This is a genomic window from Chitinophaga polysaccharea (genome assembly GCF_902150045.1).
Lineage (GTDB): Bacteria > Bacteroidota > Bacteroidia > Chitinophagales > Chitinophagaceae > Chitinophaga > Chitinophaga polysaccharea_A.
This window is the reverse complement of record NZ_CABFVU010000001.1, coordinates 1437057-1450629: the sequence shown is the minus strand read 5'-3', so window position 1 is coordinate 1450629 and position 13573 is coordinate 1437057. Positions and strand designations below refer to the sequence as shown.

The window sequence follows — 13573 nt, the reverse complement described above, 5'->3', positions numbered from 1 at the left end:
TATGGTGATTCCAAAAACAATCATCGATTTAAAGTTTATTTAAGCATTCGTTAAGAGAATATGGCAAAATTTAATAGATATTTAATAACTGCGGCATTACCGTATGCCAATGGCCCGGTGCACATCGGACACCTTGCCGGCTGCTATCTGCCTGCAGATATTTACGTACGTTATTTACGTGCAAAGAAAGCAGATGTAAAGTTTGTTTGCGGTACAGATGAGCACGGAGTTCCCATCACCATCAAAGCAATGAAGGAAGGAGTAAGCCCCCAGGATGTGGTAGATAAATACCACAAAGTGATTGGCGACAGCTTTGCTGCAATGGGTATTTCCTTCGACATTTTTGCCCGCACCAGCGCCCCTGTACACCATCAGACCTCGCAGGATTTTTTCCTGAAGATGTACAATGATGGCCTGTTTGAAGAAAAAGAAAGCGAACAGTTTTTTGATCCGGAAAAGGAAATGTTCCTGGCAGACAGGTACATTATAGGTACCTGCCCCAACTGTGGTAACGATAAAGCATATGGCGACCAGTGTGAGCGCTGCGGCAGAACCCTCAGCCCCGACGAACTGATTAACCCGCATTCTGCACTGAGCAATGCGCCACTGGTGAAAAAGAAAACCAAACACTGGTACATGCCGCTGCAGAATTATGAGCCGTGGCTGAAGGAATATATCATTGACGGGCATAAAGAGTGGAAGAATAACGTATACGGTCAGTGCAAAAGCTGGTTGGATAGCGGTCTGCAAAGTCGCGCTATGACCCGCGACAGCAACTGGGGTATCAAAGTACCCCTGCCCGATGCAGACGGAAAAGTATTGTATGTATGGTTTGATGCGCCTATTGGTTATATCTCCGCTACAAAGGAACTGACCGAAAACTGGGCTGACTACTGGTGTAAAGACGATACCAAACTGGTACACTTCATTGGTAAAGACAACATCGTTTTCCACTGTATCATTTTCCCCGCCATGCTGAAGGCGCACGGCGGATTTGTATTGCCCGACAATGTACCGGCCAACGAATTCCTCAATATTGAGGGAGAAAAAGTATCTACCTCCCGTAACTGGGCAGTTTGGGTAAATGATTATATCCAGGACTTTCCCGATCAGCAGGATGTGCTGCGCTATGTATTATGCGCTACTGCTCCGGAAACAAAAGATAACGACTTCACCTGGAAAGATTTCCAGGACCGGAATAACAGCGAACTGGTAGCCGTATTTGGCAACTTCGTGAACCGTGCTATGGTGCTGATGCATAAACTGTGCGGAGGAAAAGTACCGCCGTTACATCCGGAGTTCATCAACGACGGCGACACGGAAATACTGAAAGAATTTGCCCTGGCAAAAGAGAAGATAGAAACCAGTATAGAAACTTACCGCTTCCGGGAAGCATTGTCTGAAGTGATTGAATTTGCCCGTAAAGGCAACCAGTACCTCCAGAAGAATGAGCCCTGGATCCTGGCCAGTGTACTTGATAAGCTGAAGGCAGGGGAACAGCACCCGAAATACCCGCAATACGAAGAAAAGGATATGGCTTTTTTACAGGGACGTATCAACATCTGCCTGCACATCGCATTGCAGATGACCGCTAACCTGGCCATCTTCTCTCACCCGTTCCTGCCGTTTACAGCTAAAAAGATCTGTCACATGCTGAAGGTGGTAGACCGTATGCTGGAATGGGACAATGCAGGCAGCGACAAACTGCTGAGCGTAGGCTATTCCCTGCGTCCGCCGGAACTGCTGTTCAAACAGGTGGAAAATGAACAGGTCACTGCACAGGTGGAAAAACTCCATGCCGGTTTAAAACAGGCGATGGATGCCTCTGCAGCAGCGGCTCCTGTTGTGGAGGAAACACCACCGGCCCCTGCAAAACCCGAAATTCAATACGATGATTTCGCCAAGCTTGACCTGCGTGTAGGCACCATCCTGCAGGCGGAGAAAGTAGCCAAGGCAGACAAGTTACTTAAATTGCTGGTAGACATCGGCACAGAACAACGTACTGTTGTTTCCGGTATCGCTATGCACTTCAACCCGGAAGATATTGTAGGCAAACAGGTAACCCTGGTGGCCAACCTGGCCCCCCGCAAAATGCGCGGCATTGAAAGCCAGGGCATGATCCTCATGGCAGAAGATAACGGGAAGCTTATTTTCGTGAACCCCGCCGAAACGGTGAAACCAGGTAGCGGAGTAAGCTGAAACCAGGCAGGGTAGAGCGTTCCCGCTTCAAGTCCACCTCCCCTCCGCATCGCCTCTGTGTGCACAGCACGGATACTTCGGGTGCGAAGCAGGTGTAAAGCAGGTGTACAGGGAGCGCAAAGCAACTACAAAAAGGATGAAGGGGCTGTATCATAACTAACTTAATGGGTGTGAGAATCGCATATACGAAAATTTTCTCCACCCGGTACCCGAGTAAAATCGGGTAAAAGTTATTTATGATACAGTCTCTTCATCTTTATAAAAATCCAAAGAACAAAAATCAAGCTAATCAGCCTGATCATCAAAATCCTGGGTCAGACAAAATCCGCATCGCCAAGGGCGATCGCCGGTACAATTTTGTATCGGCTTTATTTTTATATGTGGATTATTATATGTTTATCTCCCTGCACCTGAAATATCCCTCAAATTGTTAAGCTCCTGCCCATTTTAACCGCCTTTACAAAAAAGTATTACAGAAATCGTATGCCCCCTGATGGTGGAACTCCAAAAAATGCTAAATTCAGGGATCGGTAAATTTAAGTTACAAATGCTGGAAGCTCCGCGTAAGCCGACAGCTAAAAGCCAAAGCAATGAGACACATCAACAAAGTAGCCGTTTTAGGTTCGGGGGTAATGGGATCAAGGATCGCCTGTCATTTTGCAGGTATAGGCGTACAGGTGTTACTGCTGGACATAGCGCCAAAGGAACTCAATGAGGCGGAAAAGAAAAAGAACCTGCCACTGGATCATCCGGCCGTGAAGAACCGGATTGTAAACGAAGCACTGCAGGCAGCTGTTAAATCGAACCCCTCGCCCGTTTTTACCAAAGATGTGATCAAACGCATTAAAACAGGCAACTTTACGGATGATATGAAACGCCTGGCAGATGTAGACTGGATCATTGAAGTAGTGGTGGAAAACCTGGATGTGAAGAAAAGTGTGTTTACCCAGGTGGAACAATTCCGGAAACCGGGTACACTCATTACCTCCAACACTTCCGGTATCCCCATCCACCTGATGACGGAAGGCCGCAGCGAAGATTTTCAGAAACATTTCTGTGGTACCCACTTCTTTAACCCACCCCGCTATCTCCGTTTACTCGAAATAATTCCAACACCACATACAGATCCCGCCGTCATTGATTTCCTCATGCACTACGGTGATCTTTTCCTCGGAAAAACAACCGTACTGTGTAAAGATACCCCGGCATTCATCGCCAACAGGGTAGGTGTATTCTCTATCATGGCCATTTTTCACATCATGCAGGAAATGGGTCTCGGCATCGACGAAATTGATGCGCTCACCGGCCCGGTAATAGGCCGTCCCAAATCCGCGACCTTCCGTACCGCCGATGTGGTAGGAATAGATACCCTGGTGAAAGTAGCCAAAGGCGTGATGGAAAACTGCCCGCAGGATGAAGCCATCGGCATCTTTAAAATACCTCCATTCCTCCAGAAAGTAGTGGAGAACAACTGGCTGGGAGATAAAACAGGCCAGGGATTTTATAAGAAAACAAAAGGCGAAGGCGGCAGCAAGGAAATTCTTACGCTGAACCTGCAAACAATGGAATACGGCCCCAAGCAACGGGCAAAATTTTCCAGCATTGATGCTGCCAAACCCATTGAAGACCTGAAACAACGCATTAAAGCATTGGCGGGAGCTTCAGACAAAGCCGGTGAATTCTACCAGCAGTTCCATGCCTTCCTTTTCTCTTATGTATCACACCGCCTTCCTGAAATAGCAGACGACCTCTATAAAGTAGACGACGCTATGAAGGCGGGTTTCGGCTGGGAAATTGGTCCCTTTGAAACCTGGGACCTGCTCGGTGTGGAAGCATCCGTAAAACTTATTGAAGCCAAAGGGCTCACCGTGGCTCAATGGGTAAAAGATATGCTGGCAAAAGGCATCACCAGCTTCTACAAAGCAGATAACGGCAAGAAATTATATTACGATATAAGTACGCAGGCCTACAAATCATTACCCGGGGAAGGACAGTTCATTATCCTGGAAAACTTCTCCAATAATATAATCTGGAAAAACAGCGCCTGCAGTCTTATTGATATAGGCGATGGCGTGGTTTGTTTCGACTGGAAAACAAAAATGAATACCATTGGCGGGGAAGTGCTGGAAGGTTTGAATAAGGCGGTAGACCGCGCTGAGAAAGACTTCCGCGGACTGGTTGTAGGCAACGAAGGCACTAACTTTTCTGCCGGCGCCAATGTGGGTATGATCTTCATGCTGGCGGCAGAACAGGAATATGATGAACTGGACATGGCCGTGCGCCTTTTCCAGCGCAGCACTATGCGTCTCCGTTATTCCTCCGTACCGGTAGTGGTGGCGCCACATGCGCTTACACTGGGCGGTGGTTGTGAAATGTGCCTGCATGCAGATAAAGTACAGGCCGCAGCCGAAACCTATATAGGGCTGGTGGAGCTGGGCGTGGGCCTGATTCCCGGCGGCGGTGGTACCAAGGAAATGACGCTCCGCGCCAGCCTGGAATTCAAAGAAGGCCGTATAGAAGAAGAGCCCCTGAAAGATTATTTTATGACCGTTGCCACCGCTAAAGTGGCCACCTCCGGTTTTGAAGGGTTTGATATGGGCGTACTGAAAAAAGGACATGATGAAGTAACCATGAACCTCAGCCGCCTCATCGCCGATGCCAAACGCAGCGTAATAGCGCTGGCCGACGAAGGATACACCCGCCCCCTGGAAAGAACAGATATCAAAGTAATGGGCCGCGGTGCTTTAGGAGCCTTACTGGCTGGCGTATACGCCATGAAGTTCGGTAACTATATTTCAGAACATGATCAGAAAGTAGCCAATAAACTGGCTTATGTAATGTGTGGCGGAGATCTTACAGAAGCATCTTTTGTAAGCGAACAATACCTGCTGGATCTCGAAAGGGAAGCCTTCCTGAGTTTGTGCGGTGAACGCAAAACGCTGGAACGCTTACAAAGCGTGATTAAAACCGGCAAACCGGTACGAAATTAAAAACTGTTATTTCAATGTATGGGAAATGTAGTGAAGATTAGCCATAAGATCATTCGCTGCATTTCCCTTTTTATTTTCATCTTTTTAGATTAATTCCCGTGTCAATTCTATCCTTACAGAATATTTCCAAAAGATATGGAGCCGTGCAGGCATTGTCAGGTGTATCCTTTGATGTGCCGGCTGGTAGCGTGTTCGGTATACTCGGGCCTAACGGCAGCGGTAAAACCACCCTGCTGGGTATCGTTACCGACGTGCTCAGGCCGGATACAGGCAGCTTCACCCTTTTCGACAGGGTTCCTTCTGCGGCAGAACGCCGGCAAATAGGCACGCTGCTGGAAACGCCTAATTTCTATCACTATCTCAGTGCATATAAAAACCTGGAGATATCCGCTGCCATCAAACAACGCGGTAAAGACGACATTGCAAGGGTGCTGGAAATCTGCGGCCTCACACAACGGCAGCACTCTGCTTTTAAAACCTATTCGCTGGGTATGAAACAGCGGTTGGCCATTGCCGCTGTACTGCTCGGTGATCCGGACGTATTGATCCTTGATGAACCTACCAACGGCCTCGATCCCTCCGGCATTGCCGAAGTGAGGGAGCTGGTGCGCAAACTGGCAGATAGTGGCAAAACCATTATCCTGGCCAGTCACCTGCTCGATGAAGTGGAAAAGGTATGCACGCATGTGGCCATTTTAAGAAGCGGCAAATTATTGTTGTCGGGGCCCGTAAATACTGTGATCAGCCGGAACGATTTCGTAGAAATGGCCGCGGCGGATCTTCCCGCGCTCTGCGCGGTGATGCTGAAGTACCCGGGTTGTACGGGCGCCGTTATACAGGGTAGTATCGTGAAGGCTTCGTTTGCAGAACTACCCAACCCTGCGGCTATCAACAATTATTGTGCAGAGCAGGGCATCTGGCTCGGCTACCTGCAGCTCCGTAAGAAAAGTCTTGAAACCGCATTCCTGGAAATCACTAACATCAACGCATCATGAAACAGATCATCTATACCGAATGGCTCAAAGTAAAGAGTTACCGCACATTTTGGGTAATGCTGCTGCTGGCGCTGGTGATTATTCCCGCAGGCAATTTCATGGTGGCCGATAAGTTCAGCGAAAACCTGGAACAGGTGAGCAAAATGTTTGGCAATCCCTTCAGCTTCCCGGAAGTGTGGCTCACCATGGCTTCCATGAACAGTTATATTTCCATATTGTTTGGGCTGTTGCTGATCATACTGGTAACCAATGAATACACTTACCGCACCAATCGCCAGAACGTAATTGACGGATGGGAGAGGAGTCAGTTTGTATACGCAAAATTATTCTGGCTGGCAGCTATCTCTCTGCTCACACTGGTAGTGGCTACCATCAGCGCCGCCCTGATAGGAGTTATATACGGCAATAAGCCATTCAGCTTGGAAGGATACCAGTATATGCTGTATTACTTCCTGCAGTTTAATGTGATGCTTATCATCGCCCTGTTGATAGGCGTGCTGGTAAAGCGGGCGGGGCTTGCTATTGTGCTGTTTATTGCCTACAATATGATGCTGGATCAGCTGTTGTCTTTTTTCGTGAAAAGATACATAGGGCCGGTAGGAGGCTTGCTGCCGCTGCAAAGCGGCGATGAACTGCTGCCGTTTCCACTGGTAAGTAAAATGGTGTCTGCCAGCGATCAGTATGAAACCTCTGTATACATAACGGCCATGATTGCCTACATCGCTTTAGGCATCTACCTGGTTTTCAGGAAAATATTAAAATCCGATCTGTAGAAATATCCATATATTTCACATTCTTTTAAAGCGAAATGTTTAGCAGAGAGCTTAAATTTGTTGAGTAAAGCTAAAAGGTGAATTATGGCAAAACAAGAGCGGATTATACTGGTAACAAACGATGATGGCATCACGGCGCCGGGTATCCGGGCGCTGATAGAAGCAGTAAAACCTTTAGGCAAAGTAGTAGTGGTAGCACCCGACAGTCCCCAATCGGGCAAGGGGCACGCCATTACCATCGGTATTCCGCTGCGTCTGGAAAAGGTGGACATCTTTGAAGGGATAGAAGCATGGCAGTGCTCAGGCACACCGGTAGATTGTGTAAAGCTGGCCCGTGATAAGATCCTGCATGGTAAAAAAGCAGATATCTGTGTAAGCGGTATCAACCACGGCGCCAATCACTCTATCAATGTGATCTATTCCGGTACAATGTCGGCCGCCATGGAAGCAGCTATTGAAGGTATTCCCTCTGTAGGCTTCTCCTTCCTGGAATACAGCTATGATGCAGACTTTTCGCTGCCCAAAAAAGTGGCGCAGGAGGTCACTAAAAAAATGCTGGCATCCGACCTGCCCTCGGGTACCTTGTTTAATGTGAATATCCCGATAGTAAGTGAAAAGGAATTTAAAGGACTGAAGATAAGCCGTCAGGCTGATGCTAAATGGGTAGAGGAGTTTGATGAGCGCCGGGATCCGCATGGTAAAAAATACTACTGGCTCACAGGAGAATTTAAAAACCGCGATAACGGACAGGATACGGATGTATGGGCACTGGATAATAACTATGCCTCTATTGTACCGGTGCAGTTTGATCTGACTAATTATACATTGAAAAAGAAGCTGGAAGAAGACTGGAAAGATCTGTGAACATTCGTTATATCGCCATTATAATTACAGTATGTTAAAAAAAGACAATCTTCCGTTAGGAATTTTACTGGGGTTTTTAACACCCCTGTTCGCGTTTTTCCTGTACTATTTCTTTGTTATCAAACCGCATAACAATGTGGGGCTGGGACAATTCCTCGGTATCCTGAAAGATAATAAGCAGATGATCCCGAAGCTTACCAGCATCTGCCTGTTACTGAACGGACTGGTGTTTTTCCTGTATACAAGGAAACGGCTGGATATTACCGCCAAAGGTATATTCCTGATGACCATGCTGTATGCCATTGGCATATTATTACTTAAACTGATCAGATAATTTTAATCAGACAATATTGAAATATTACATTATTGCAGGAGAAGCGTCAGGTGATTTGCATGGCAGTAATCTTGTAAAACAATTAAGACAATTAGATACGTCTGCGGATATACGCAGTTGGGGAGGCGACCTGATGGAAGCTGCAGGAGCCAAAGTGGTAAAGCATTACAAGGAACTGGCCTTTATGGGTTTCGTGGAAGTGGTGATGAACCTGCGCACTATCTTAAAGAATATAGAGATCTGTAAAAAAGATATTACCGCTTTTAAGCCTGATGTGCTGGTACTGGTAGATTACCCCGGGTTTAATATGCGCATCGCCGAATGGGGAAAGCAGCAGGGTTTTAAAATTGTGTATTATATCTCCCCGCAGGTGTGGGCCTGGAAAGAAAACCGGGTGAAAAAGCTCCGGCAGTATGTAGACAAGATGTTGTGCATCCTCCCTTTTGAACCGGAGTTTTATCATAAATGGAATTATGTAACAGAGTATGTAGGACATCCTTTGGTAGAAGTAATTAAAGCGGCCAAAGAACAGCCTGCAGATGCCCCTTTATCAGATAAACCGGTTATAGCTGTGCTGCCGGGTAGCCGTAAACAGGAAGTAAGTGTAAAGCTGCCTATTATGCTCACTATGGCCAAACATTTTCCGCAGTACCAGTTTGTAGTGGCGCAGGCGCCCAGTTTGGATGATCATTTCCTGGAAAGCCTCACCGGGCAGCATCCCAATGTATCCATGGTAAAAGGACAAACCTATAAGCTATTGCGACAGGCAAAAGCTGCGCTGGTTACTTCCGGAACCGCTACGCTGGAAACAGCTTTGTTCGGCGTTCCTGAAGTAGTATGTTACAAAGGAAATCCTATTTCTTACTTCTTCGCAAAGCGCCTCATCAAAGTAAAATATATTTCCCTGGTAAACCTGGTAATGGATAAACTGGTGGTGAAAGAACTGATCCAGCACGATCTTACGGAAGAAAACCTGTTGACGGAATTAAATGCGTTACTGAACGATGAAGCCGCCAGGAGCCGTGTCATGAACGACTATTCGGAGCTGTGGCATAAACTGGGCGAGAAAGATGCTTCCCGCCGCGCTGCGGAAGTGATCTACGAATACGCAGTTGCCTAGTGTCTCCTGATAAGCCTGATCACCATAATGATAATGGCGATTATAAAAAGTAACAGGGAAATTCTGTTCATCCCGTGCATCATGGCCACGTAACGTGTTTTTGGTGCATTGGGATCTTTCTTGCCTATATACAGGTACCTCAATATTTGTTTCCAGATACTTTTCATCTCCCAAAGATCGAAAAATCAATGCTATTTTTGGTCCTTCTGAAAAAATAGGACATGAAATATTTGCTGTTAACAGTGGTGCTGTTTTTAACCCTGTTTACCAATGGAATAGCGCAAACCAACCCCATGCTCAGCGGTTGGGAATTTTCCCGGGCCGATGAGGGCATCTGGCGGCCGGCCACCGTACCAGGTACCGTTCATACCGATTTGCTGGCACAGCATTTAATTCCTGATCCTTTTGTGGGTACCAATGAGAAAGCCGTACAGTGGGTAGATAAGAAAGACTGGCAATACCGCAAAAGATGGCATATTAAAAAACAGGAGCTGAGTGCAGAAGTAATAGAACTGGAGTTTAAAGGGTTGGATACTTATGCAGATGTATACCTGAATGAGCATTTAATCCTGCAATCGGCAAACATGTTTATTTCGCATACGGTAAATGTAAAAGAATGGCTGGTGGCCGGCGACAATGAATTGCGCATCCTGTTTAAAAGCCCTATCAGAACAGATATGCCGAAATTTCTGCAAGACAGCATCATCTATCCCGCAGGTAACGATGCCAGTGATATTCCTTTAAGTATTTATGCCCGTAAAGCTCCTTATCATTACGGCTGGGATTGGGGCCCGCGATTGGTTACATCTGGTATCTGGCGTCCGGTAGTGTTGCGGAGCTGGAATAAGGCAGTGATCCGCGATGTATACTGGCAGCAGCTGCAACTGGATTCTGCCAATGCAGACATGCAGGCGGAAGTAACCATTGAAGCTACTGTTGGAGGGGATTATACCCTGCAGGTAACACAGGGAAAAACCACTGCTGCGCTGGCCAAACTGCCTGTTAGCCTGCAGGCTGGCACCAATGTGATAAAAGTACCTTTCTCCATAAAAAAGCCAATATTGTGGTGGCCCGCCGGCATGGGCGATCCTTACCGTTATGAGCTGCAGGCAAGCCTGCTCAGTAATAAGAAAGTACTGGCGGCGCAAAGCAATATGTTAGGGCTGCGCACTATTGAAATAGTGAACAAACCGGATAGCTTGGGTGAATCTTTTTATGTAAAAGTAAACGGGCGCCCCGTGTTTATGAAAGGCGCCAACTATATTCCCCAGGACAATTTCCTGCCACGCGTTACAGCAGCAAAGCAGGAAAAACTGTTCCATGATATGGTGGTTTCCAACTTTAACATGGTACGTGTATGGGGTGGTGGAATTTATGAAGATGATAATTTTTACAGGTTGGCAGATCAGTACGGGATACTGGTTTGGCAGGATTTTATGTTTGCCTGTACCCTTTATCCTTCCGATCCGGCGTTCCTGGAAAATGTAAAACAGGAAGCGGCAGATAACATTAAACGTTTGCGCAATCATCCTTCGCTGGCGTTGTGGTGCGGCAACAACGAAATTGCAGTAGCCATTAAAAACTGGGGCTGGCAAAGCGGTTACGCCTATACGAATATGCAGTGGCAAAGTTTGCAGCAAGGATATGATAAATTGTTTAAAGAAGTGCTGCCTCAGCAGGTAGCCACGTATCAGCCGGGGGCTTTCTATTTTCATTCTTCCCCCATCAGCAACTGGGGCAAACCGGAAGACTTCACCAAAGGCGACAATCACTACTGGGGTGTATGGCATGGCATGGAATGGTTTGAAGCATTCAATACGCATATACCGCGCTTCATGAGCGAGTATGGCTTCCAGTCCTTCCCCTCTATGGAAAGCATCCGCACATTTGCCACGAAAGACGATTATGATATTTTTTCCAACGTGATGCAGGCCCACCAGAAAAGCCCGGCTAAAGGCAACACCGCCATTAAAACATATATGCTGCATTACTACCGTGAGCCAAAGGATTTTCCCTCGTTTGTTTATCTCAGCCAGGTATTACAGGCCGAAGGAATGAAAGTAGCCATAGAAGCTCATCGCAGGGCCATGCCATATTGCATGGGCACCCTCTACTGGCAGCTGAACGACTGCTGGCCGGGCGCTTCCTGGTCCGGCAGGGACTACGACGGTCGCTGGAAAGCATTGCAGTACTATGTAAAAGAAGCTTTTAAGCCACGGCTGGTATCCAGCGTTATTGAAAACGGGCAGCTGTGTACCTGGCTGGTAACAGATGCGTATGAAGGTAAAGCTGATCTGCTGATGAAAGCCGTGGATATAAATGGAAAGCTGATCTGGCAGAAAGAAATAAAAGACATCTCCGTAAAAGCGGATACCAGTGAAAAATTGCATGCCATCGATACCGCTGCTGTTTTGCAGGGAAATAACCCGGCAAGGGTAATATTCTATGCGCAACTGCGAATAGACAATAAGGATATGGAGCGGAATATCTTTTACTTTGCTCCGGCGAAGGAGATGAACCTGGAAGCGCCCCACCTTGATATTGTAACCAGTAAGGTGGCTAAAGACAAAGGCATTGTTTATATCCGTTTGAAAACAGACAAGCTGGCAAGAAATGTTTACCTGTCGCTGGACAATGCCGCAGTAACAGATCATTTTGAAGAAAATTATTTTGATCTGCTGCCGGGTGAAACCCGGACCATCCGGCTGCAAACGGGGCAATTGCCCGAAATCGTTCACCAGGGTTTGAAAGTAACTACTTTAGTATCGTCTTATAAAAACTAACAATGAAAAAGAAATACCTCCTCTTACTGGGATTTGCGCTGCTGGGCTTCAATAGCCTCCAGGCACAGCATGAAGAACCACCTTATGTGCCTGAAACAGACCAGGCGGTGGTAAAAAAACTGGACGAGTGGCAGGACTGGAAATTCGGGATGATCATGCACTGGGGCCCATACTCCCAATGGGGCGTGGTGGAATCCTGGAGCATCTGCCCGGAAGATGAAGGCTGGACACAACGTAAGCCGGCAGGCATTCCTTATTACGACTATCTGCAGAAATATGAGGCGCTGGGGAAAACTTTTAACCCGGTTCATTTCAACCCTGAGAAGTGGGCTAAAGCAGCCAAAGATGCAGGGATGAAATACCTGGTGTTCACTACCAAGCACCACGATGGCTTCTGTATGTTTGATACGAAGCAAACCGATTATAAGATAACAGCGGCAGACGGAGCTTTCAGCAAGAACCCACGGGCTAACCTTGCCAAAGAGGTGTTCCAGGCTTTTCGTGAAGAAGGGATCCATGCCGGGGCATATTTTTCCAAGCCCGATTGGCATACGGAATACTACTGGTGGAGCTATTTCCCGCCAAAAGACCGTAATCCTAATTACGATCTGAAGAAGTATCCTGAAAGATGGAACCAGTTCAAGCAATACACCTATAACCAGATTGAAGAGCTGATGACCGGCTACGGCAAACTGGATATCCTCTGGCTGGATGGCGGCTGGGTACGCCCTTTGAAACAGCAAACCAAGGAATCATTGTCCTGGAGCCAAACCGCTCCGCAGGACCAGGATATAGACATGGGTAAAATTGCATCCATGGCCCGCAGTCATCAGCCAGGGCTTATTGTGGTAGACCGTAGTGTGCATGGCTCTTACGAGAACTACCGCACCCCTGAGCAGCAGATCCCTGATAAGCCGCTCAGCTATCCCTGGGAAACCTGTATGACCATGGGTAGCTCCTGGTCGTATGTACCGGGCGACAAGTACAAATCCGTAAATGTGCTGATCCATAACCTGGTGGATATTGTGGCCAAAGGCGGTAACTACCTGCTGAATGTGGCGCCCGGTCCAGACGGGGAGCTGCACAACGATGCCTACACCACTATGAAACATATCGGCGAATGGATCCATATAAACGGGGATGCTATTTATGGCACCCGTGCAGTAGCCCCTTATAAAGATGGTAAGGTATGCTTCACCCGTAAAAAGGATGGCAGCGTGTATGCTATTTACCTGCTGGATGAAAATGAGCCATTGCCTGCCACGATCTCTTTCAAAGGCCTTACGCCTGCCAAAGGCGCCCGCTTACAACTGCTGGGAGCCAATAACAAGCTGGTGTGGAAAACTACAGCGGCCGGGGTGGAAGTGCAGATCCCTGCATCTCTCCGTAATAAAGGGTTTCAGCATGCGGTAGCTATTAAAATACCAGCTGTGGAAAAAATGTGATTATGATGTAAGTTAATGTGAATTAGTGTTGATAAAACAAAAAAGAGATGGGCGCATTACCCGCGCCCAT

General features: G+C 47.3%; 10 protein-coding genes. 9 read left to right on the top strand and 1 reads right to left on the bottom strand.

Going from position 1 to position 13573, the window contains the following annotated elements; translation table 11 throughout:
* Positions 1 to 60 precede the first annotated feature (60 nt).
* The 7 genes from metG to lpxB all read left to right on the top strand — a co-directional run bounded on the left by metG (position 61) and on the right by lpxB (position 9275).
* The gene (gene metG / locus FN124_RS05805; RefSeq protein WP_142683805.1) at positions 61 to 2199 is read left to right on the top strand and encodes a methionine--tRNA ligase; all 2139 of its coding nucleotides are present in this window, start codon (positions 61 to 63) and stop codon (positions 2197 to 2199) included.
* 590 nt (positions 2200 to 2789) lie between these two features.
* Entirely contained in the window at positions 2790 to 5189 is a 2400-nt protein-coding gene (locus FN124_RS05800; RefSeq protein ID WP_142683804.1) for a 3-hydroxyacyl-CoA dehydrogenase/enoyl-CoA hydratase family protein, read from the top strand.
* Between the two features lie 98 nt (positions 5190 to 5287).
* The gene (locus FN124_RS05795; RefSeq protein ID WP_142683803.1) at positions 5288 to 6184 is read left to right on the top strand and encodes an ABC transporter ATP-binding protein; all 897 of its coding nucleotides are present in this window, start codon (positions 5288 to 5290) and stop codon (positions 6182 to 6184) included.
* The gene (locus FN124_RS05790) at positions 6181 to 6957 is read left to right on the top strand and encodes an ABC transporter permease (RefSeq protein ID WP_142683802.1); all 777 of its coding nucleotides are present in this window, start codon (positions 6181 to 6183) and stop codon (positions 6955 to 6957) included. The genes FN124_RS05795 and FN124_RS05790 overlap by 4 nt, the downstream gene beginning before the upstream one ends.
* An 84-nt stretch (positions 6958 to 7041) precedes the next feature.
* Positions 7042 to 7821, top strand: coding sequence for a 5'/3'-nucleotidase SurE (gene surE / locus FN124_RS05785; protein WP_142683801.1), 780 nt, complete (start codon positions 7042 to 7044; stop codon positions 7819 to 7821).
* Positions 7822 to 7852: 31 nt separating this feature from the next.
* Positions 7853 to 8155 carry a hypothetical protein gene (locus tag FN124_RS05780; RefSeq protein WP_079469450.1) on the top strand — a complete coding sequence of 101 codons (303 nt, stop codon included), beginning with the start codon at positions 7853 to 7855 and terminating at the stop codon, positions 8153 to 8155.
* 16 nt (positions 8156 to 8171) lie between these two features.
* Entirely contained in the window at positions 8172 to 9275 is a 1104-nt protein-coding gene (gene lpxB / locus FN124_RS05775) for a lipid-A-disaccharide synthase (RefSeq protein WP_142683800.1), read from the top strand.
* Here the strand turns inward: lpxB and FN124_RS31625 are convergent.
* Complete coding sequence (locus FN124_RS31625) at positions 9272 to 9442, bottom strand: DUF6728 family protein (RefSeq protein ID WP_312847214.1); 171 nt, start codon at positions 9440 to 9442, stop codon at positions 9272 to 9274. The two genes, lpxB and FN124_RS31625, sit on opposite strands and share 4 nt — an antisense overlap.
* A gap of 54 nt (positions 9443 to 9496) precedes the next feature.
* Between FN124_RS31625 and FN124_RS05770 the strand changes: the two genes are divergently transcribed.
* Complete coding sequence (locus FN124_RS05770; RefSeq protein WP_260607341.1) at positions 9497 to 12058, top strand: beta-mannosidase; 2562 nt, start codon at positions 9497 to 9499, stop codon at positions 12056 to 12058.
* A gap of 2 nt (positions 12059 to 12060) precedes the next feature.
* A complete protein-coding gene (locus FN124_RS05765; RefSeq protein WP_142683799.1) occupies positions 12061 to 13503 on the top strand; it encodes an alpha-L-fucosidase in 1443 nt (480 codons plus the stop codon).
* The last annotated feature ends 70 nt before the right edge of the window (positions 13504 to 13573 follow it).

Excerpts from the sequence above, each read along its gene's own strand:
- FN124_RS05790 (WP_142683802.1), top strand. The coding sequence starts at position 6,181 with ATGAAACAGATCATCTATACCGAATGGCTCAAAGTAAAGAGTTACCGC.
- surE (WP_142683801.1), top strand. The coding sequence starts at position 7,042 with ATGGCAAAACAAGAGCGGATTATACTGGTAACAAACGATGATGGCATC.
- metG (WP_142683805.1), top strand. The coding sequence starts at position 61 with ATGGCAAAATTTAATAGATATTTAATAACTGCGGCATTACCGTATGCC.
- FN124_RS05780 (WP_079469450.1), top strand. The coding sequence starts at position 7,853 with ATGTTAAAAAAAGACAATCTTCCGTTAGGAATTTTACTGGGGTTTTTA.
- FN124_RS05770 (WP_260607341.1), top strand. The coding sequence starts at position 9,497 with ATGAAATATTTGCTGTTAACAGTGGTGCTGTTTTTAACCCTGTTTACC.
- FN124_RS05765 (WP_142683799.1), top strand. The coding sequence starts at position 12,061 with ATGAAAAAGAAATACCTCCTCTTACTGGGATTTGCGCTGCTGGGCTTC.
- FN124_RS05800 (WP_142683804.1), top strand. The coding sequence starts at position 2,790 with ATGAGACACATCAACAAAGTAGCCGTTTTAGGTTCGGGGGTAATGGGA.
- FN124_RS31625 (WP_312847214.1), bottom strand. The coding sequence starts at position 9,442 with ATGAAAAGTATCTGGAAACAAATATTGAGGTACCTGTATATAGGCAAG.